The organism is Cellulomonas sp. ICMP 17802, assembly GCF_041295535.1.
Lineage (GTDB): Bacteria > Actinomycetota > Actinomycetes > Actinomycetales > Cellulomonadaceae > Cellulomonas.
Genome location: NZ_JBGFQZ010000018.1, coordinates 1 through 22130, shown reverse-complemented (window position 1 = coordinate 22130; position 22130 = coordinate 1). Strand labels below are relative to the sequence as shown.

General features: G+C 71.6%; 14 protein-coding genes. 11 read left to right on the top strand and 3 right to left on the bottom strand.

The annotated features are described in order from the left end of the window. Positions 1-17 precede the first annotated feature (17 nt). Entirely contained in the window at positions 18-1007 is a 990-nt protein-coding gene (locus AB5970_RS13400) for an SDR family oxidoreductase (protein WP_370504449.1), read from the bottom strand. 964 nt (positions 1008-1971) lie between these two features. Here AB5970_RS13400 and AB5970_RS13395 point away from each other — a divergent pair. The 7 genes from AB5970_RS13395 to AB5970_RS13365 all read left to right on the top strand — a co-directional run bounded on the left by AB5970_RS13395 (position 1972) and on the right by AB5970_RS13365 (position 8221). After that, the gene (locus tag AB5970_RS13395; RefSeq protein WP_370504448.1) at positions 1972-2652 is read left to right on the top strand and encodes a response regulator transcription factor; all 681 of its coding nucleotides are present in this window, start codon (positions 1972-1974) and stop codon (positions 2650-2652) included. Next, positions 2649-3932: a sensor histidine kinase gene (locus AB5970_RS13390; protein WP_370504447.1), complete on the top strand. Its 1284-nt coding sequence runs from the start codon at positions 2649-2651 to the stop codon at positions 3930-3932. The genes AB5970_RS13395 and AB5970_RS13390 overlap by 4 nt, the downstream gene beginning before the upstream one ends. 105 nt (positions 3933-4037) lie before the next feature. Continuing rightward, the gene (locus AB5970_RS13385) at positions 4038-4541 is read left to right on the top strand and encodes a hypothetical protein (RefSeq protein WP_370504446.1); all 504 of its coding nucleotides are present in this window, start codon (positions 4038-4040) and stop codon (positions 4539-4541) included. 570 nt (positions 4542-5111) lie between these two features. Continuing rightward, on the top strand, positions 5112-6035 hold the full coding sequence (locus AB5970_RS13380; protein ID WP_370504445.1) for an FAD:protein FMN transferase: 924 nt from the start codon (positions 5112-5114) through the stop codon (positions 6033-6035). Beyond that, complete coding sequence (locus AB5970_RS13375; RefSeq protein ID WP_370504444.1) at positions 6022-6726, top strand: hypothetical protein; 705 nt, start codon at positions 6022-6024, stop codon at positions 6724-6726. Before AB5970_RS13380 ends, AB5970_RS13375 begins: the two co-directional genes overlap by 14 nt. Next, a complete protein-coding gene (locus AB5970_RS13370; RefSeq protein ID WP_370504443.1) occupies positions 6723-8006 on the top strand; it encodes an NADH-ubiquinone oxidoreductase-F iron-sulfur binding region domain-containing protein in 1284 nt (427 codons plus the stop codon). The genes AB5970_RS13375 and AB5970_RS13370 overlap by 4 nt, the downstream gene beginning before the upstream one ends. After that, a complete protein-coding gene (locus tag AB5970_RS13365) occupies positions 8003-8221 on the top strand; it encodes a ferredoxin (RefSeq protein ID WP_370504442.1) in 219 nt (72 codons plus the stop codon). The genes AB5970_RS13370 and AB5970_RS13365 overlap by 4 nt, the downstream gene beginning before the upstream one ends. A gap of 55 nt (positions 8222-8276) precedes the next feature. Here AB5970_RS13365 and AB5970_RS13360 read toward each other — a convergent pair whose 3' ends face one another. Together AB5970_RS13360 and AB5970_RS13355 are read right to left on the bottom strand one after the other, a co-directional pair. Beyond that, complete coding sequence (locus tag AB5970_RS13360; protein ID WP_370504441.1) at positions 8277-9374, bottom strand: sensor histidine kinase; 1098 nt, start codon at positions 9372-9374, stop codon at positions 8277-8279. 13 nt (positions 9375-9387) lie between these two features. Then, entirely contained in the window at positions 9388-10056 is a 669-nt protein-coding gene (locus AB5970_RS13355) for a response regulator transcription factor (RefSeq protein WP_370504440.1), read from the bottom strand. Between the two features lie 318 nt (positions 10057-10374). Between AB5970_RS13355 and AB5970_RS13350 the strand changes: the two genes are divergently transcribed. The 4 genes from AB5970_RS13350 to AB5970_RS13335 form a co-directional block, all read left to right on the top strand. After that, positions 10375-16953, top strand: coding sequence for an SdrD B-like domain-containing protein (locus tag AB5970_RS13350; protein ID WP_370504439.1), 6579 nt, complete (start codon positions 10375-10377; stop codon positions 16951-16953). Positions 16954-17005: 52 nt separating this feature from the next. Continuing rightward, complete coding sequence (locus AB5970_RS13345; protein WP_370504438.1) at positions 17006-18322, top strand: multicopper oxidase domain-containing protein; 1317 nt, start codon at positions 17006-17008, stop codon at positions 18320-18322. A gap of 59 nt (positions 18323-18381) precedes the next feature. Beyond that, positions 18382-19674, top strand: a complete 1293-nt coding sequence (locus AB5970_RS13340) for a multicopper oxidase domain-containing protein (protein WP_370504437.1) — start codon at positions 18382-18384, stop codon at positions 19672-19674. Positions 19675-19736: 62 nt separating this feature from the next. Next, a partial coding sequence (locus AB5970_RS13335; RefSeq protein WP_370504436.1) for a multicopper oxidase domain-containing protein occupies positions 19737-22130 on the top strand: 2394 nt, incomplete at its 3' end.

The window sequence follows — 22130 nt, the reverse complement described above, 5'->3', positions numbered from 1 at the left end:
GGACCATCAGCTCGCCGTCACACCTGGTACTTCGCGACGAGACGGTCCATCACGGCATCCAGCGCGGCGTCCACGTTCTGGCGCGTCGGGTCGGCGTCGTGCCAGTCCACGATCTCGCGCGCGCCCTGCTCGAACGGGATGGTCGCGCGGTAGTCCGGCACGACAGAGCGCAGCTTCGTGTTGTCGAAGATCATGGAGTGGGCCTTGTCGCCGAGCAGACCGGCACCCCACTGCGGGTCGGCTGCTGCGATGGCGTCGGACGGGACGTGCACGATCCGCGGCTCGACACCGGCCGCCGAGGCGAGGCTCCGCGCGATCTGGTTCCAGCTCAGCACGTCGTCCGAGGTGATGTGGAACGCCTCGCCCAGTGTTCGAGCGTGCCCCAGCAGCGGCACGAAACCGCGCGCGAAGTCGCGGTGATGGGTCAACGTCCACAACGACGTCCCGTCGCCGTGGACCACGATCGGCTTGCCCTGGCGCAACCGGGCCAACGCCGTCCAGCCCCCGTCGAACGGCACCGTCGTCCTGTCGTAGGTGTGCGAGGGACGCACGATCGTCGCGGGGAAGCCCTCGTCGCGGTAGGCGCGGACGAGCACGTCCTCGCACGCGATCTTGTCCTGCGAGTAGCGCCAGTAGGGGTTGCGCAGAGGAGTCGACTCAGTGACCGGGACACGCTCGGGCGGGGTCTGGTAGGCCGAGGCGGAGCTGATGAACACGTACTGCCCGGTGCGCCCCCGGAACAGGTCGAGGTCCGCCCGCACGTGGTCGGGGGTGAACGCCACCCAGTCGACCACCACATCGAACTCCCGTGAACCGAGCGCCGCCTTCGCTGCGCCCGGGTCGCGGATGTCGCCCCGCAGCTGCGTCGCCTCCTCCGGGACGGGGCGGGTGGTGGTGGTGCCCCGGTTGAGCACGTAGAGGTCGACGCCGCGCTCGACCGCGAGCTGGGAGCAGGCCGAGCTCATGATGCCGCTGCCGCCGATGAAGAGAACCCTGAGTGCAGACATGCGCCCACGCTAGGTGCATCGCGCCTCGTGCGGGAGGTTCGGGTGGCGACCTCGGCGAGACGCCGGCTGGGACTACCGGGCGGGATCTGGCCCCATCCGGTGACGTCGGCACGTCCGATGAGCCGGTCGGTCCCGCACACCCGGCGGTTTCCGGCTCGTCGTCAGCTGTCGCCCTTCGGGGAGGGTGTGGCATCGACCGACCTCCGACGGCCCGAACCGTCGTCGGACCGCTCGTCGTCGGACTCGAGCCGAGACTCGGGAGTCCCGGCGACGCAGGTCCCCGTGAGTGTCGTCTCGGCGCCGTCCCGTTGGAGCTGGACCTCGACGTGCTGGGGACCTGTCGAGCCGAGCTCGACGGTCCACCCGTCCGACGGCGTCGCGTACAAGAGGGTGATGGCTGCTCCGCTGCAGGAGACCCCGATGACGCCCCCGGGGACCGTCCAGGTCCGCGCGACCACCTTCGCTGTCGAGGCCGAAGCGGTCGGCGCGGTCGTGCCGGCGGGCTCCGGTTCGGACGTTGAGTGGGGAGCGCGGGTCGCCGCGGGGGGCGACATGGGGGCGGGGGGCGGCGTTGCTGTCGCCGGGTCCGCGGCCGGCGTGGGAGTGATGCCGGAATCCGGTCTCGGTGCCGCTGTCGTCGGTGCCGGTGCCGACGGCGGGGCGCTGGCGGTGGCGCGTGCGGCTTCGAGGGCGGCGGTGACCTCCGACTGGCTCAGAACCCCCGTTCGTCCCCCGGCGTCGACGGCAGCCAGCGCCTGCCACGCGATCGCGCCCCCCGCGACGACGGCGAGCGTCCACGCGAGCATCGCGACGATGCCCGCGCGCGAGGGACGGCGCGGGCGTCCCGTCTCCCCGGTCCGCATCGCAGCATCGTGCCCCACACAGCGGGAAAGACGAGGTTAAGGAGAGATCAAGGGGAAGCGCTCCAGCCCATGGCTTGCCGTGATGGCCTACCGTCCGGGGTGTGGCCGATGTGCTCATCATCGAGGACGACGCGAACATCCGGACGGCGCTCGTGCGTGCGCTCTCGGCTCGCGAGCACTCGACGATGACCGCGCCGACCGCGTTCGACGGGCTGCAGATGCTCGTCGCCCATCCCCCGGACGTCGTGCTCCTCGACCTGGGTCTGCCCGACCTGGACGGCGCATCCCTGCTCGCGATGGTCCGCGCAGTCAGTGACGTCGCCGTGATCGTGGTCAGCGCGCGCGACGACGGCCCCGAAATCGTGGCGCTCCTCGACGCCGGCGCGGACGACTACCTGGTCAAGCCGTTCGCGGCCGACCAGCTCGAGGCGCGCATCCGAGCGGTGCTTCGCCGCTCGGAGACGTCTCGACCACACGTCCCCCTGGTGGTGGGCCCACTCGTGATCGACTCGCGTTCGCGGACGGCCGTGCTGGACGGCGCGCTGCTCGAGCTGTCGCCGAAGGAGTTCGACCTGCTGTGCTATCTGGCGGAGCGACCCGGTGAGGTGGTGGCGAAGCGGGAGCTGCTGGCCAAGGTCTGGAACCAGCCCTACGGGGGCGCGGACAAGACGGTGGATGTCCACCTGCACTGGCTCCGGCGCAAGCTCGGGGAGAACGCCGACCAGCCGCGCATGCTCCACCGGGTCCGCGGCGTGGGCGTGAAGCTCGTCCCGCCGCCATGAGAGGTCTGCTCGTGCGCTACGGCGTCGCGATGGCCGCGGTGGTCCTGATCTCCTTCCTCGTACCGCTGGGCCTTCTTTCCCGTTCGCTGACCGCCGACCGCGCAATCGCCGCCGCCCGACAGGACGCGCAGAGCGTCGCCGTGTTTGCGGGCGGCCCCGGCCAGTCCGACACCCGGCTGGCGGCGGCCGTGCTGGACGTCAACGACGGCGACCGTCGCACCACCGTCTTCCGGCCGGACGGCACGATCGTCGGAGAGCACGTCGCGGCGTCACCCGCGGTCGAGCTCGCCATTCTCGGGCGTGCCCTGACCGCCCGCACGGACGGCGGGGTCGAGGTCCTGCTCCCGGTGGGCGGCACGGCAGGCGTCGCAGTCGTGCGGACCTTCGTCCCGGACGCGATGCTCACGGACGGTGTGCTGCGCTCGTGGGCCGTCCTCGCCGGCGTCGGTGCCGCGCTGCTCGCGGGGGCGGCGGTCGCCGGAGACCGCGTGGCGGCACGGCTGTCCCGGTCGGTGCAGGACCTCGCCAGCGTCGCCGACCGGCTCGGCACCGGTGACCTCGAGGCACGCGTCGTCCCTTCCGGCCCAGCCGAGGTCGCCTCGGTGGGCGTCGTCCTCAACAGCCTCGGCGAGCGGGTCGCCGGTCTCCTTGCCGACGAACGCGAGGCGGTCGCCGACCTGTCCCACCGGCTGCGCACGCCGATCACCGCGCTCCGCCTGGACGTCGACCTCCTCGGCGACCCGGAGGAGCGCGAACGCATGGCCGCGCACGTCGACGACCTCGTCAGTGCCGTCGACGAGGCGATCGCTACGGCGCGCCGACGGGGCACCTCGTCACCGGGTCGGTCGGACGCCGGGCAGGTTGTCGAGGACCGTGGGCGCTTCTGGCGGGTGCTGGCCGTCGACCAGGGCAGGACGATCCGGGTGCAGGTGCCCGACGTGCCGGCACCCGTCTCCCTCGCGACGGACGAGCTCGGGGCGGCGCTGGACGTGCTGGTCGACAACGTGTTCCGGCACACGCCGCCGCGCACCGGCTTCACCCTGTCCGTCAACGTCGTGGGGGGCCTCGTGCACATCGAGGTCGGAGACGACGGACCCGGCCTCCCGACCGGCGATCTCGCCCAGCGCGGGCGGAGCGGAGCCGGCTCGACCGGTCTCGGGCTCGACGTCGCCCGGCGCACCGCGGAGCGGGGCGGCGGGCGGCTCATGATCCGACCCGCAGCCGGGGCCGGCGGGGCGTCCGTCACGCTCGAGCTGCCGGAGGCCTTAGCGAAGCCTTAGCCGCAGGTTGCCGTCACGCTCACGCGGGCATCGACACGGTTGACCCCTCGCCCCTGGGGGCCGACGGTGAGGGGAGTCGTGATGACACGGAAGGTCCGCTCTGCAGTGGCGAGCGCATCAGCGATCGTCCTGGTCGGGTTGGGCACGGTGGCCGTGGCTGCGGCGCCGACGCCGTCGCAAGCGCCCGCAGCCGACGTCGGCGGCGTGCCGGATACCGGCACCGCTGAGCTCACGCGCTCGCTCGACTCGTTGAACGGCCAGATCGACGCACTCGAGCGGGCCGCCGCCGCCGCACCGACCGCGATCGCCTCGGCACGGGAGACGATGCAACCGGCGCCGGTACCCACCCCGCACCGGCAGCGCCCTGACGACGGCGGTGACGAGACCCTGACCGAGGACGGGCACAGCACACCCGCCACCGGCGAGACGACTCCGTCCCCCACCCCGTCCCCGACCGCCTCAGCCGAGCCGGCCGAGGACACGACGGACCTGGAACCGGAGCCCGACAGCGCAGCTCACCCGGGCTCCCACGACTCCGGCGACGACTCCGGCACGGACGACTCGGGGACCGACGGGTCCGGGACCAGCCACGGGAGCGGCGATGACTGACCTGGCCCGGCCCGGTCGCGGGCTGGTCGCCCTGGCCCTCGTCCCGCTCGCCACGGGACTCTTCGGTGCCAGCCTGACGTGGGCGCAGGCCAACGACCCCACGACGACAACGACGACAGAACCTCCGTCGGCTCCCACGACGACCACGGACCCTCGCGTCACGCAGCTCGAGACCCAGGTCGCCGACGCGCAGGCGCGGGTCGCGGCGTTGCAGGCAGTCCTGGACCAACGTGCGGAGCAGGCGGCGGCCGACGCTCTTGCGGTGGCGTCGCCAGCCACAGGCTCGTCTCCGCGGGACACCTCGGCGACCAGGCCCGAGGCCTCTGTGGCATCGGGCTCCGCCGCGGCCCCGCCCGGGGCCGCGGGAGGCACCGCCGGCCCGGGACCCGCACCGGAGGCCGCTGCGCCGGCGCCCGCCGTACCGGCAGCGCCGGTCGCGGCCGTCCCAGAGCCCGCGGCCTCACCCCCGACCCCGCCTCCGGTCGACACCGTGACCAAGGCCTCCGGATGAACGTGCCGACGCCGCTGGCACCGGCGGGAACAGAGGTTCTGACGCGCTCCTTCCGCGCGATGGCGAGCCCGGTCGAGCTGCGGGTCGTGGATCCCGGCCCGGAGGCCGAAGCGTGCCTCGACCGTGCCGAGGAGGAGATCCGGACGGTCGAGCTCCACTGCAGCCGGTTCGACCCGACGAGCGCGCTGTCCGAGGCCAACGCAGCGCCCGACGAGTGGCACGAGGTGCCCGACGTGCTCGCCGACGTCGTCCTCGAGGCGGAACGTGCGCACCGGGAGACCGGCGGCCTCTTCGACCCGCGAGTCCTCGACACGCTGCTCGCGATGGGCTACGACCGGTCGCTGCCTTTCGCCGACCGAGACCTGACGACCACCACCCGATCGTCCGCCCCGCGACGTCCCGCACCCCTGGTCGAGCCGTGGCGACCCGCCCTCCTGCAGCACGACACCACGTCTCTGCACCTCGGCGGTCGGCCGATCGACCTCGGCGGCATCGGCAAAGGCCTGGCCGTCCGGTGGGCGGCGATCGAGATGGCCGAGTCGGGCGCCGCCTGGATGGTGGACGCGGGCGGCGACGAGTTCCTCGGTGGAGCCGGTCCGTCGGGCCGCGGCTGGCAGGTCGGGGTCGAGGACCCTCTCGACAACGGCACGCTGGTGCTGGTGCTGGCCGTCCGCGATGCCGCCTGCGCCACCTCGTCGACGACGCTGCGCCGGTGGACGAACGACGGCGTGCCGGTGCACCACCTCGTCGACCCACGCTCGGGAGGTCCCGGTGGTGCCGGTCTGGCAGCGGTGACGGTGGTGGGACCGGACCCAGCGTGGGCCGAGGTGTGGACCAAGGCACTGTTCCTCACGGGCGCCGACAGGATCGGCGCCGAAGCCGAGGACCACCGCCTCGCCGCCTCCTGGGTCACGACCGAGGGGCGGGTCGGCACGTCGCGGGCCATGGACCCGCTCGTGGTCTGGCGTCGTGACCGTGGGTGACGCCGAGCGGCACCGCGCGCTGCTCGCGAGGGTCGGACTGGCGGTCCTGGGGCTCGCGGCCATCGGCTCGGTCGCCGCCGTCTCGGCGCTCGTGCGCGACGTGCGCGGCGGCGACACGGCTGCCTGGGTGCTAGGGCGCGCGAGCGGGGTCACCTCCTACGTCCTGCTCGTCGCACTCGTCTGCACGGGCCTCGTGCTGGCCCATCCCTGGGCGCGACACCTGGGCGTGCCGTCCCCTGCGGTTCGGCTCCGCCTGCACGCGGGCCTGGCGACGTTCACGCTCGTGTTCACCGTGCTGCACGTCGTGGTGCTCGCGACCGACCCGTGGGCACAGGTCGGATGGCGTGGGGCCGTCCTCCCGATGGCCTCGACGTACCGACCGGTCGCCGTCACGCTCGGCGTGATCGCGCTCTGGGCAGGACTGCTGACCGGCCTGACCGCACGCCTTGCCGGACGGCTCACCCTGCGGGCCTGGTGGCCGATCCACAAGGCGTCCGCCACCGTGCTCGCCTTGATCTGGACGCACAGCGTCCTGGCCGGCTCCGACCTGGCCGCACTCCGGGGCTTCTACCTCGCCTCGGGCTGCGCGGTGCTCGGCCTCGCGCTCACGCGCTACGCCTCCCGGACTCCGGGCGACCGGCTCGCTGAGCTGACCGACTCGCTGGGCGCCACGGCGGGCCGGCGCCGATGACCGCGACCACCACGGTGGGCCGCCCGGTCCTGGTTGCGAGCGTCCGACCACACCTGCTCCTGGCATCCGCGGCGCTGCCGCGCACCGGCCCGGCCGAGCCCCCACCACAGGGACCGGTCGAGGACGCTCTCGCGCACGAGGCCCGACTCGGTCGGCGTCCGCCGGGCTCGGCCGAGGTCCTCGCCCAGGTCGAGCGGGCGGCGTTGCATGGTCTGGGCGGCGCGCACGTGCCGACGGCCTCGCGGTGGCGGCGGACCCTGTCCGAACAGGGTCCGCTGACCGTCGTGGCCAACGGTGCCGAGAGTGAACCCGTCGGCGCCAAGGACGCGATCCTGCTGCGGCAGCGCCCGCACCTCGTCCTCGACGGGCTGCTGCTGGCGGCAGAGACCCTGGGTGCACGGCGCGTCGTCGTGTGGCTCCACGGCGACGACCGCGGCGCGCACCGCGCGCTGGCCGATGCGCTGGCGGAGCGTCGGTGGACACAGCGCTCCGAGCCGGCGATCGAGCTCGTGCGAGGTCCGAGTCACTACCTCGCCGGTCAGTCCAGTGCGATCGCCCGGGCGCTGTCCGGCGGGCCGGCGCTGCCGACGACCCCACGCCCCGACCGCGCGGACTCCGGGCGCACGCTGGTGCAGAACGTGGAGACGTTGGCCCGTGTGGCGCTGCTCGCGCGCGGCCACGCGCCGACCGGAACGACGCTGCTCACCGTGCTGCTCCCGAGCGGGCGCCACGTCGTCGAGGTGGAGCGGTCGACGGCCGTCCAGGACGTGCTCGCGGACGTCGCGGGAGGGGCCGAAGGCCCCCCGCCGCGGGCCGTGCTCGTCGGGGGGTTCGGCGGTCAGTGGGTCGCGTGGGACCGGATCCGCCACCTGCCTGTCGACGAGCCCGCGCTGCGCTCCGAAGGCCTCAGCCTCGGCGCCGGGATCCTGGCCCCTCTGCCGCGCGAGACGTGCGGGATCTCGGAGACCGCGTCCCTCGTCTCCTACCTCGCGAGCATGAGCGCCCGCCAGTGCGGCCCGTGCACCTTCGGGCTCCCCGCGCTGGCCGATCACCTGGCTGCGCTGGCAGCCGGGTCGTCATCACGCCGAGCGCTGGACCGGCTGCTCGCGGACGCGCGCGCGATCGAGGGTCGCGGCGCGTGTCATCACCCCGACGGGGCGACCCGCTTGGTGGCCTCCGCAGTCGCCACGTTCCGTGAGGAGATCTCCGCGCACGTGCAGGGACGCGCCTGCCCGCTCCAGCACTCACTCGCCTTCCCGGTCCCTGAGGGCACACCGTGAGGCAGAGCCGGAGGCAACCGCGCCTTCGCGTGGACCCCGTCGCGTGCGAAGCCATCGGTGTGTGCGCGCAGATCTCGGGCGCCGTCACGCTCGACCGCTGGGGGTATCCGGTCATCGGTCCTCTCCTGAGCGACGTCGATGTGCGGGCTGCCAGACGTGCACAGCGGGCGTGTCCTCGGCGCGCGCTCTGGCTCGAGCCGGTGACTCGCTCCTAGCCCTTCGACCCGCCGCACTCCTCGCGACGCCGTCGGGAACACACCCGAGCCGCCCTCACGCTCCCCGGCTGGCCGCGGCGGCGAGGCCCGCGTCGTCCTCGTCCGACGCTCGCACCGTGCCCAACGACCGAGGCCGTGCCGGTACCTCCATGACGAGCAGCGCACCGCCGTCCGGCGAGATGCCGGCCCGCAGCCGGCCCCCGCGCGCGGAGACGACGCCACGCACGAGCCCCAAGCCCAGCCCGTTCTGCGAGAGGCCGTCCTGGTTGGGGCTCGGCTCGACGGCGCCGGAGTTGATCGCCGCCACCAGTTCCGGTGTCAGGCCGGGTCCCGAGTCGCCGACGCCGATCTCGACCCACCCATCCGGCTTGCTGGTGCCGGTCAGCCGGACGATGTCCCCGTCGTCGGTGTATCGCACCGCGTTCTCGACGAGAGTGTCGAGGGCGGCGCGCAACCGCCCCCGCGATCCTTTGATGTCACCGGCACCCGCCTCGACCACCCAACGACGGTCCACGACCTGGGCCCAGCGCTCCGCGGTCTCCTGCAGGACTGCATCGACGTCCACGCGCGTCATGTCCGCACCGCCCTCGAGGCGGATCACGCGCAGCAAGCGGTCGGTGACGCGCGTGAGCCGACTCAGCTCGTCGGCCACCACCGCGAGGTCTCGACGCTCCTCCGGGTCGGCGGTGCGGTCGTGCAGCAGCTCGACGTAACCGCGGGCGATGGTCAACGGTGTGCGCATCTCGTGCGAGGTCAGGCGCGTGAGGCGCTCACGGTTCGCCGCCTGTTCCTGTTCCTGCTGTGCCATTGAGGTGACGGTGAGCAGGGCAAGCTGCCGACGACGGACATGCCAGACGGACAAGATCATGAGCACGCTCATCAGCGGGATCTCGGTCGCCTCCTGCCAGACGATGTGCTCATCCAGCACCGAGTTGATGAGCACAGCGCCGGTCGCCACGGTGCAGAGCACGAGCCCTCCGACGGCCCAGCTCAGGCGCCAGTCCCCGACCGCATAGAGCAGCGCGAACGATGCCCAGGCGATGTGGTACGGGATCGTCTCGTCCCCCGGCAGCACCCACATCAGCCACGTGCACACCGCCGCGATCGCGAGCCACGCAGTGAAGAGCGTCCGAGCGCCAACGCGCTCGGCCACGCCTGCCACCCGGTCATTCGGCCTCGAAGCTGTATCCGACACCTCTCACCGTCTCTATCGGAGGGAAGGGCTGGAGCTTTTGGCGCAGCCGACGTACGTACACCTCGACGACATTGCTGGCGTGGTCCATGTCGAGCCCCCATACGGCGCGCAGCAGGTCCTCTCGCCGACAGACCTCACCCGGTCGACGCATGAGGTGGACGAGGAGTGTGACCTCCCGCTGAGTGAGGGAGACGTCCTTGCCGTCCACCAGGACACGCCGCCGGTCGAGATCGACGCGGACTCCGCCGGCTGTGACGTAACGCGACGGCCCGTGCGTAGCACCGACGCCGAGGTGGCGTCGCGCACGGGCCAGCAGCTCGACGATCGAGAACGGCTTGTGGACGACGTCGACGGCACCGCGCTCGAGCGCCTGGACGCGGGTCCGGACGTCGGTGACCGCGGACAGGACGATGACAGGGGTCAGGTCCATGCGCAGGCCAAGTGACGACAGCACCGTGAAGCCATTGCCGTCGGGCATCATCAGGTCGAGGACCACGAGGTCGACGCCGCCCCGTGCAAGCCGGTCCAGGGCCGAGTGACCGTCGGACGCGGTCACCACCTCGTGCCCCTCGGCCATGAGCGCCCGAGCCACGAGGCTACGGATCCGTTCCTCGTCATCGACCACCATGACGGTGCTCATCCACACCCCCGCCCCCGACGCCGCAGGCGCCGGCCGCATCGCCGACAGCGAGTCTGCGCGTTCCCTGTGAGGAACGAGGTCAGCATCTTCCCCCGGCAGGGAGATATGCACGCATATCCAGACAACTTCACCCGTTGTGTTCGGGCAACCGTCCAACTGAGGGCTCCACATGACAACTCCATGAAAGCGAGATGAAGAAGTTGCAAGGAAGTCCGTTGCCTCCCCCGCGGTGGCGCACCTTGTCCCCTGAGCACAAGGCTCGCGAAGGAGTGCATCATGCGTGGACTGTGGGGCAGCTTGCGGGGGCGGACCCGTTGGGTGGCGGCGCTTGCAACCCTGGGCCTCGTCGTCGCCTTTGGCGTCATGGCGCCAGTGGTGGTGGCCTCACCGGCTGCGGCGGCGACCAACGCCATCACGCTGAAGGTCGTGAGCGCGCGCACCGAACCACGGGCGTTCGGCGGCACCGGCGTGGCGAAGGGTGCGGAGGTCAGCACCTTCTCGTACCTGGTCAGCGTCGACAACACCGGCACGACCGAGCAGCGCTCCCCCGCACCCGGCACCGGCTGCGCCTCCACCGACCCGGACTACCCCGCGTCGTGCGCGTGGCCGTCGATCCAGGACGTCCCGCACGCGAGCACGGTCTACACGCACGGCGACCAGAGCGACTTCGCCGGCGGCGCGACGCTGGACCTGCCCGACGGGCGCTACCTGATCTCGGTCCTCGCCGACGGCTACAAGATCGACGGCGTCCACGTGACGATGCCGCTGGACAGCGCCGCCCCCGTGGTGGTCGAGCTCCAGCCCGACCCACTCCCCGACGGCACGCTCCGTGCCCAGGTGTTCGCCGACATCTCCCCGACGGACGGCACTCTCGACGCCGGCGACCCGGGGCTCGCGCACTTCGTCGGGCACATCAACGACTACCTCGGCCTCGTCACCACCGACGTCTATGGCAACCCGCTGTGCACCACCTACGTCGGCGAGGACCCGGTCTCCCACCAGATCCCGCTCGACAGCCTGGACGCCGACATGGCGCCGGTCGTCGACGTCCCCGGCGGGACCTGCGAGAGCGACGCCGACGGCCTGCTCACCATCCCCCACCTGGGCAGCAACCGCTATGCGCTGTCGGTGACGCCTCCCGACGGCCAGACGTGGATCCAGACGACGACCCTCGAGGGCAACCACGACTGGGACGCCTGGGTGATGGAGGGCGCCACCGGCTTCGACACCGAGTTCACCCTCGCGGGCGAGGCCGTGCCGCAGCCGATCTTCGGGTTCGTCAAGCCGATCCACGACGGTCAGCCGCTGAACGCGTCGGCGAGCGGGCACATCACGGGCCTCGTCGAGACGATCAAGGCCTACACCCCGCCGAAGGGCGGCTCGCTCGACTTCTGGAGCGGGAAGACCGGAACCCGCGCCGACAAGCCGATGCCGTACCCGTGGCTGTCCCTCTCCGACCTGCAGAACGGCGACCAGGCGGTGTGGGTCGGTCGGGGCGCGGCGGACGGCTCCTTCGACATCGCCGGCGTGCCCGACGGCGACTACACCCTGAGCTGGTGGGACGAACCGCAGGACTACCTGCTGGGGATGACGCAGGTGACCGTGCACGACGGCCAGGTCGAGGACCTCGGGAACCTGCCGCTCAACGGCTGGTGGACCACGTACGACGGCTACGTCTTCAACGACACCAACCGGAACGGGGCCAAGGACCCCGGTGAGCCCGGTGTACCCAACTTCACGCTCACCATGCGGCGCCAGGAGAACTCGCTCATGGACCGCGGGCAGACGTCCGCGACCACCGACGCGACGGGCCACTACTCGTTCGAGGCGGCGTACCCGCTCGGCGAGTGGAGCGTCATGGAGGCCTACAGCGACTCGTTCTACACGACCGGCGTCACCTACCAGGCGGACAACCAGCCGCAGCCGACGACCGTCAAGGGTGCCGGCGTCGACGTCAGCGTCCTCAACATCATCGGTCTGAGCGGGCGCATGGACTGGGGTGTGCATGCCTACGACCCGACCGGCCGCAACGGGGGGATCGACCCGCAGAACGGCGGCATCGTCGGAACCGTCAGCTACGACACGACGCGCAACGAGCTGGACCCGCAGTACGCGGCCGTCGAGGACTGGCAGCCCGGGGTCTCCGACCTTCCCGTCGAGCTGTTCGCGCCCGTCGACTGCGGCACGACCGGTGCGCCCTGCGACGCGAACGAGCAGTACGAGCTCGCCCCCGACGGGTCGTACGCGCAGGGCAAGCTGCTGAACACCTACGTCACCGAGTCGTGGAGCCGTCCCACGGGGTGCACCGCGCGCGACGTCGACGGCAACGCGCTGGTCCACGGTGTCGACGAGAACGTGCTCGTGCCGAACCAGTCCACGGACGGCGTGTGCCTGTCCGGCCCGCTGCAGTCGGTCCAGTTCGGCCCGTACCCGACCGACCAGGGCACGCCCGATGCGAACTTCGGCGCGGCCGTGGACGGCAACTACGGGTTCGGCGACGCCTGCTTCGACGGCACCCTCGACGCCACCGACCCGAGCGCCCCGGTGTGCGACGGCGGCACCTTCACCCCGCTGGGCGTCGGCGACTACCTGGTGCACGTGTCCGTCCCCGAGGACGCGTCCGGCACCCCCAGCTACCAGTTCACACGCGAGGAAGACATCAACATCGGCAACGGCGACCAGATCGTGCCCCAGGTGCCGCCGCCGGCCTGCGCCGGCGCCCTGCACACCGTGGACCTCGCCGGCGACGGCACCGATGGTTACCCGGCCGTCGTCGGGGACGGCGGTCTGACCAACGAGCTGCCCGCGGGAGTCACCGTGCCCGCGTCGGACCCGGTCGACAACGCGACATTCCTCGACATCGGAGGTTCCCCGTTCGAGGGCACCGCCAAGCCCCGGTGCGACACCAAGCTCGTCCGCGTGAACAACGGCAAGTCCATCGTGCCGACGTTCAACGTCTTCACCGACGTGCCGATCCCCAGCCGCCTGCGCGGACTCGTGGTCGACGACATCAACTACTCGACCGATCCCCGCACGACGCTGTACGGCGAGAAGGCCGGCGTCCCGTTCGTGCCCGTCGGTATCTACGACTACTCGAACCGGCTCGTCGACACCGTCGAGTCCGACTTCAACGGCATCTACGACGTTCTCCTGCCGTCGACGAACCACATCAGCTGCCCCACGCCGTCCGGGGTCTGCGCCAACATGTACCGGTTCGTCGCCAACGATCCCGGCGCACCCGGGCGCCTCAACCCGAACTACAACCCGCGGTATCGGACCATCGCGACCGAGTTCGAGGCCCTCCCCGGCCTGATCATCCCCACGGACCTCGCGCCGACGCAGGTCGGCACGACCATCTCCTCACCCTCCACGGGCCTGCCGCAGGGAGTGCTCTGCACCCAGGATCCCGTGGCGCCCCAGCTGCTGGCGGTCTCGAAGCCCTACGTCTCGGGCAGCGGGTCGTTCACGATCACCGGCACCGGGCTCGGCGCGACCAAGGGCACCGGCACGGTCACCCTCGACGGCACGATCGTGCTGCCGACGACGGCGTGGGACGACAAGCACATCGACGTCACCGTCCCCGCCGGTACACCGCCGGGCCCGCACCAGCTCGCGGTCCGCGCCGACAACGGCATGAGCACCGTGAACGGCCTGACGTTCCACGTGCTCAGCGGACCCGCCGTGCCCGCCTTCCCGGCGGGAGGCGTGCTCGACGCCTTCAACCGCAGCACCGCGAGCACCACCCAGGCGCTCGGCAGCGGATGGGGCGGCCTGGGACTGACTCTGAGCAACGCCAACTACCGGATCACGCCGAGCACCCCTGCCGCGACCGCGAACCAGGCGCAGCTGCGCGGTGGCGGAGGCAACGTGTTCCTGAGCAGCGGCGCGGCGCTGGGACCGAACCAGGACGCCTTCGTCACGTTCACCAAGACCGTCCCGGCCGCGGCCAACCGGCAGGCCGGTGTGCTGCTCAAGGCCGGCGGGCTGGTGCTGGGCGCCCCGACGACCTACGTCGCCGTGCGCTACAACGCGACGAGCTCCACCGTGACCGTGACGACGTCGGCGAGCCCGCTCCAGGCGCTCGCGCCGCTGACGCAGGCGACCTTCCCAGGCGTGACGTTCGCCGATGGTGACCGGCTCGGCGCCCGCGTGCTCGCGGACGGCACCGTGACGGCGTACAAGAACGGCACGGCAGTCGGCTCGGTGAACATCCGGACGACGGCCAACCCGTGGCCCGCGGCCCTGAGCGCGGCCGGCGGTCGCATCGGCCTGAGCTCCGTGGCCCCGGGCGCGGCCACCTTCGCCCCCCCGAACGACGTGCGTCTCGACGACTTCGGCGGCGGCAACGTCACCGTCGGCGCCGCCGGCTACCAGCCCAACGTGTACGAGGTCGGGCCCGGCCGCACCTTTGCCACGATCCAGTCGGCGATCGACGCCGCGTACGCGAGCGCGGGCAACGACCTGGTGGTCGTGTACCCCGGGCAGCCTGACCTGGCCAACCCGTTCGGCAACCCGCGAGGCGCGTACTACGAGAACCTCATCATGGCCTCGCCGATCAAGCTCCAGGGCGTCGGCCCGGGGGGCTTCCAGGGCAGCACCTTCGTCCCCGGCTCGATCATCGATGCGGGCGCGTTCGGCGGGGACACCGCCCTCGCCACCGCGTGGTACGCCAAGATCGGGACGCTGACCTGGGACGGCAACCAGTCGGTCTACGACGGTCAGGCGCTGTACGTGCTGGCGTCCCAGAACCCGACGACGGCTGCCGGCGCGGCGCGACAGTTCACCGCGGCCTACCCGGCGTCCATCGACGGCTTCGACATCAGGGGCGGCGACCAGCAGGGCTTCCCCGGCAACATCAACGACGTGACCGGAGGCCCCACCGGCCTGCCCGCGAACGTGGTCACCCAAGGCGGCGCCATCTACGCCAACGCCTACGTGCGCAACCTGCAGATCACCAACAACGTCGTGCAGAACAACGGCGGGGCCTACGGCACCATCCGGATCGGCACGCCCGACCTGCCGGCTCCCGACACCAACCAGCACAACGAGGACGTCCGGATCGCGCACAACCGGCTCGTCGCGAACGCCGGGACCAACCTTGCCGGGGCCGTGGGCCTGTTCACCGGTGCCGACCGCTACGACGTCGCCGACAACGACATCTGCGGCAACTTCTCGCTCGAGTACGGCGGCGGCGTGAGCGTCTACGGCCTGAGCCCCAACGGGAAGATCCACGACAACCGCATCTACTACAACACCTCGAACGACGAGGGCGGCGCGATCATGGTCGCCGGCCAGCTGCCCGCCACCGCCGGCGACCTGTCGCCGGGCACCGGCCCCGTGGACATCTACGGCAACCAGATCCAGGCCAACCTGGCCAACGACGACGGCGGCGGCATCCGGTTCCTCATGGCCGGCAACTTCCCCGACAACGTCTACGACAACGTCGTCGCGAACAACGTCTCGACCCACGAGGGCGGTGGCATCGCCATCGACGACGCACCGAACGTGCGGGTGTTCAACAACACGATCATGAAGAACCTCACGACGGCCACGGCGGTCACGTCGAACGGCCAGCCGGCGCCCGCAGGGCTGTCGACCGGCGCGAACAGCGACCAGCTCCAGGCCACGCTTCCTGCCGGTTCTCCGGCGTTCAGCAAGCCGCTCCTGTTCAACAACATCTTCTGGGACAACCGCGCGGGCACCCGGGGCGGCACCACCGTCAGTGGTCTGGGCCTCGTGGGCGATGCGGCACCCGTGGACGAGTGGGACCTCGGGGTCGCGGACGGATCGGGCGCCCTCGCCCCGACCAGCTCGGTCGTCCAGCAGGACTCGGCCGTGCACCCGTACGCGGTCAGCGGGACCAACACGGCGACCGACCCAGGCGTCGTCGACCCGTACGACCTGTCCGTCTCCTTCGCCACGTGGCGGCAGAACCCGGCGTTCGTCGACGCGACGCTGTCCGCGGTGGAGGTCCCGGCGAACCAGCTGGGCAACTACCACCTGTCGGCGTGCCCCGGCTCGTCGGCCTGCAACCTCGGGGCTGCGAGCGTGGCGGTCCCCGCCTACCAGCAGCCAGGCACCACCCTGGCAGCGCCCTCGACCGACATCGACCACCAGGCGCGGCCCGCGCTGGGCGGCTTCGACGCGGGCGCGGACGAAGCCGGCGCGACGGCGGGCGGCGGCGGCCCGGCGGCGCCGGTGCTGTGGTTCTCGACCTTCGGGTCCACCAACCCACCCGGCGTGACCGGCACCGCCGACGACGCCGACGTGTACAGCTGGAACGGGTCGGCCTTCGCCCGATCGGTCGACGTGAGCGCGATGCCTGCGCCGCTGCCGGCAGGCGCGAACGTCGACGGCTACTCCCGGATCGACGACACCCACTTCTATCTCTCCTTCAACGGGAGCGTGACGATCGCGGTGCCAGGCCCGGATCTCGTGGTCCAGGACGAGGACGTCGTGCGATACGACGCGGGCACCTGGTCCCTGTTCTTCGACGGCAGCGCCCGAGGCGTGGGGCCCACCGATCTCGACGCGATCAGCGTCGATGCGGGCGGCACGCTCTACTTCTCGACGGCCACGACGTTCGTGCCGCCGGGAGCGGGCGGCTCGGGCGACGACGCGGACGTCTACCGGTGGAACGGTGGCAGCTCGTTCACGCGGGTCGCCGACGCCTCCGCCCTCGGCTGGTCGACCGCGAACGTCGACGGGCTCGTGTGGGTCGACGCGACCCACGTCCTGCTCTCGTACGCCAGCGACACGACCGCACCCGGCGGCGTCGGCGTCCAGGACGAGGACGTCGTGCAGCTCCAGGGCACGACCTGGTCGACGTTCTTCGACGGCACCGCGGCGGGACTCACCGCGGCCAACCAGGACCTGGACGCCTTCGATGTCCCGTGACGCCGGCGACCGCCGGCTCCGCGTCCTCCCCGACCCGATCGGAGACCAGTCGATGACCGACACGACAGCCCTGAGCCGTCGCCAGTTCCTGCACGTCGCCGGCATCACGGTCGCGGTGGTCGGCGGCGCCGCGTGGACCGGCAGGACGCTCATGCCGGAGATCGCGGCCGCGGCCGAGGGGGACGCCGACCTGTTCCTGGGTGGCACGGACGGCTGGATCTACCTGCCGCCGACGCCGGCCATCCCGCCGTTCCACCCCGACGTCCTGGCACCCGGCCCTTTCACCACCTACATCTTCGGCTTCCGCAACCTGACCGGCCTGAGCGACGCCCAGCGGTCGGCCCAGAAGAACAAGGCTCAGCACTCGGCGCCTCTGTTCTGGACGAAGCAGTACGACCCGGCCCACCCGGTCGACTTCCGGGTGAAGCTGACGAACCTGGGTCTGCAGCTGCGGCCTGACCTCTTCGACGCTCACACGCTGCACTGGCACGGGTTCCGCAACGTCATCCCGTTCTTCGACGGCGAGCCGACCGGGTCCGTGTCGGTGCCCGCGGGCCGTGAGTTCACCTACATCTACCGACCTCGCGACCCCGGCACGTACATGTACCACTGCCACGTCGAGGACGTCGAGCACGTGCACATGGGCATGACCGGGCTGGTGTTCGTCCGGCCGCTGCAGGACGGGAACACCTCCTTCTACCCGAGCGGCAAGTACCTGTACAACGACGGCGACGGGTCGACCGGCTACGACCGCGAGTTCGCGATGTTCCTGTCCGAGGTCTGGGCCGAGGCCCACTGGGCCGACGCGCACATCCAGCTGCCGGAGTGGAGCGACTACCGAGCCGACTTCGCCCTCCTCAACGGCCGCGTGTACCCGGACACGATCGCGCCGAACGGCTCCATCGACCCGTTCCACCCGGTCCGGGATCCCGGAGGCGACCTCATCGCACCGCCGGGATTCCCGCAGCTGCGCTACCAGCCGCACTCGTCGCTGGTGAACTGCAACCCGGGCGAGAAGGTCGCCCTGCGGTTCTCCAACCTGGGCTTCCGCGAGGCCGCGATGACCCTGACGGGCCTTCGCATGCGCGTCGTCGGCCGCGATGCCACGCCGATGCTCGGTCGGGACGGCACGAACACGTCGTACGAGACCGACACGATCAACGTCGGTCCTGGCGAGAGCTACGACGTCATCGTGACCGCACCGCCGTACCAGGGCCCGGGCGCCTACGACACGTACCTGCTCTACAACCGCGCCTACGCGCGCTCCGACAACCGGGCGCCCGGCGGGTTCGGCGGCCAGGCCACCGAGATCCGTGTCTACCCCGGCGGCGTCGCGCCGCAGGCCTATCCCAACGACTGGGGAGTCTGAGCGCCGTGAGGAGTCGAAGCGAAGTCCTGGCTCGTGGGTGGCACCGGAAGTCCTCCCGCGTGCGCACGCTCATGCTGGCGACGTCGGCCGTCGCCGCTCTGGCCCTGGCCACCGCCGTGGGCCCCGGGCACGCGGCGCCGGCGGCAGCCGCCGATCGGCCGCGCGTGGGCATCGTCTGCACGGAGGGGTCGGGCGGCGTTCCTGGCAGCCCCGTGTTCGACCTCACGACCCGCACCGGCTACATCAGCCTGCCGGACGGCAACACGGCTTTCATGTGGGGCTACTCCAACGGGTTCGACGGCTTCCAGCACCCGGGACCCGTGCTCTGCGTGCAGGAGGACGACCAGGTCACGGTGATCCTCCACAACACGCTTCCTGACCGGTCCTCCATCGTCTTCCCGGGTCAGGACCAGGTGCTCGCGAACGGCCTGCCGACGACGCCCGAGGTGGACGGCAGCGGCCGCGCGACCTCGCTCGCGCCGACCGCGGCTGCGGCCAACGGCACCATCACCTACAGCTTCACCGCGTCGCACCCCGGCACGTTCCTGTACGAGTCCGGGACGGACCCCGACAAGCAGGTGCACATGGGCCTCTTCGGCGCGCTGATCGTGCGGCCCGCGCTCGGCGCCGACCACGTCTACGACCGTCCCGACAGCGCGTTCGACACCGCCGACGAGTTCATGGTCATGCTCTCCGAGATCGACCCCTACCAGCACCAGGCGGTCGAGCAGGGCAAGTCGTTCAACATGAACACCTACCACCCGCGCTACTGGCTCATCAACGGACGCGGCTTCCCCGACAGCATCGCCGACAACGACGCGTCCTGGCTCCCGACGCAGCCCTACGGCGCGCTCGCGTCGGTCTACCCGGCCGATCCAGGCGGGGGCACTCCCCCTGCGGTCGCGCGCTACCTCAACGTCGGCACCGAGGACTTCCCGTTCCACCCGCACGGCAACAACGGGCTCGTCATCGGGCGCGACGGAGTGCCGCTGGCCGGACCGAGCGGGCAGGACCTGTCGTTCGAGAAGTTCGACGTCAACATCGGACCGGGCCAGACGTGGGACGTCCTGTTCCGCTGGTACGACGCCGAGGGCTACTCCCCGCAGAACCCGGTACCCGTCACCGTACCCAGCATGGCGAACCAGGTGATCGGCGTCTTCTACTCCGGGAGCCCGTACCTCGGCACCAAGCAGACCCTGCCCGCCGGCACCCCGACGCTCAACCAGTGCGGCGAGTACTACATCATCAGCCACAACCACGCCCTGTTCCAGATCACGTCGTGGGGCGCGACGATGACCGGCCCGATCACGTACATGCGGATCAACCCGCCCCAGCCGAACCAGTGCGGTTGAGCGGAGAGGTGGGGACGACGATGACTCGCGCAACGAGCTCGCTACGGAAGACCGTCGCGCTTGTGGTGGCCGGAGCCCTGGCGACGTCCATCGCGGTGCTGACCACGGCCACCGGGGCCACCGCGGCACCGGTGGCGGTCGACCTCTACGCCGGGAGCGGGACGGTGACCTTCCCGGGCTCGACCACGCCCGTCACGGTCTGGGGATACACCACGACGGGTGCGGCCCCGACCGCACCCGGCGGTCCGACCATCACGGTGGACCAGGGTGACGTCGTCACGATCACCCTGCACAACGCCCTGCCTGCTGCCACGTCCCTGCTGATCCAGGGCCAGGGCACAGCGCCCGACCGGACCGGCGCCGCGGCCGCGTCCACCAAGGCGTACACGTTCACCGCCTCCCGCCCGGGCACCTACCTGTACGAAGCCGGCCTCGTGCCCGGTGCGCAGTACCAGGTCGCCATGGGCCTGTACGGCGCCCTGGTCGTGCGGCCCACGACCGCCGGGCAGGCCTACGACGACGCCGCGACGGCATTCGACCAGGAGCAGGTGCTGGTGCTCAGCGAGGTCGACCCCGCGCTGAACAACTCGGCCGCGCGGGCGACCTACGACCTGCGCAAGTACTCGCCGCGCTACTTCCTCGTGAACGGCAAGGCCTACCCGGACACGACATCGATCCCGACCACCGCGGGCGGGAAGCTCCTGCTGCGCTACGTCAACGCCGGCCTCCAGTACCACTCGATGGAGCTGCAGGGCGCCTATCAGACCGTGATCGCGCTCGACGGCAGCCCGCTCGACCTGCCGCGACGGTATGCCGCGGACACGTTCGGGCCGGGTCAGACCACGGACGTCCTGGTGACTCCGTCCACGGCCGCGCCCGACCGCAGGCTCGTGCTGCACGACGGAAGCATGCTCCTCCACAACAGCAACGCCGCCGGGCTCGGCGGCATGCTCACGTTCGTCGACGTCGCGGGCACCGGGACGACCGGCGACACCGCGGGACCCGTCGCGAGCTCGGTCGCCCTCGCCGACGGCACGCTGACCGCGACCATCAGCGACGCCTCCACCGGCGGCTCGACGGTCACCGGCGCCACCGCCTGGGTGGACTCCCTCGTGGGAGCCGGCACGCCCATGACGGCCGGCGACGCGGGATTCGACTCCGCCACCGAGGCCGTGACCCTCGACCTCACTCTCGCGCCCGGACGACACGTCGTGTACGTCCGCGGTGCGGACTCCGCGACCAACGCGGGCGTGCTCGGGTCGGTCCTCGTGGACGGCGGTGACACCACCGGACCCACCACCACGGGGATCAGTCTGGCGCCCTCGGCGACCAACGGCTCCGTGGCGGTCACGGTCAGCGCGACGGCGGACGACACGGCCGCGGGCGGGCACGTGGTGGCGGCAGAGATGTTCGTCGACACCAGCGGCACCGACGGCGCGGGCACCCCGCTCGCGGTGGGGTCGGACGCCACCATCAGCGCCGTGAGCGGCGCGCTGCCGGCCGCGACCGTCGCCGCCCTGACGGAGGGCACGCACAGCGTGCTCGTGCACGCACAGGACACCACCGGCGCGTGGGGACCGGTCGCCACGGCGGACCTGGTCGTCGACAAGACCGGGCCGTCGGTCTCGGGATCCAGCGTGAGCCCGACTCCGAACAATGGCACGCTGTCGTACAGCTCGGGCACCCCGTCCGTACGCGTGAGCAGCTCTCTGGCGGACGCGGGCTCCGGTGTGGTGGCGGCCGAGGTCTTCCTCGACACCGCCGGCGCCAACGGAACCGGTATCGCCATGGCGGCCGTCGACGGCACGCTGTCCAGCGCCTCCGAGGCCGCCTACGCGGACATCCCGCTCGCGACGGTGGCCGCGCTGAGCAACGGGTCGCACAACGTCGTCGTGCACGCCCGCGATGCGGCCGGAACCTGGGGACCGGCCTCGACGACCACGCTGGTGGTGGACAAGGTCAAGCCCGTGCTGAGCGCGCTGGGCGCCACGCCGAACCCCACAGCCGGCGCCGGGACGGTCACCCTGAGCGTCACCGTCACCGACACGAGCCCGCTCACTCGCGTCGAGTGGTACCGCGGTGCCGACCCGGGGGCTGGGAACGCGACTGCCATGACGGTCGCGGGCGCTGGACCGTTCACCGCAACCGCGACGATCGACACGAGCACCTGGCCCGAGGGCACCACTGCTCTCGTGGTCCGGGCGCGGGACGCCGCCGGCAACTGGTCGCCAACCAGCTCCACGAACCTCGTCGTCACGGCACCCGTGACGTTCTCCACCGTCGGGAACACGAACCCGCCGGGCGTGGCAGGGACCGCGGACGACGCCGACCTGTACGGCTGGAGCGGCAGCGCGTTCAGCCGGACGTTCGACGCGAGCACGCACGCGGTCCCGGCGACGGCGAACGTGGACGGGCTCGAGCGAGTCGACGAGACACACGCCTACCTGTCCTTCACA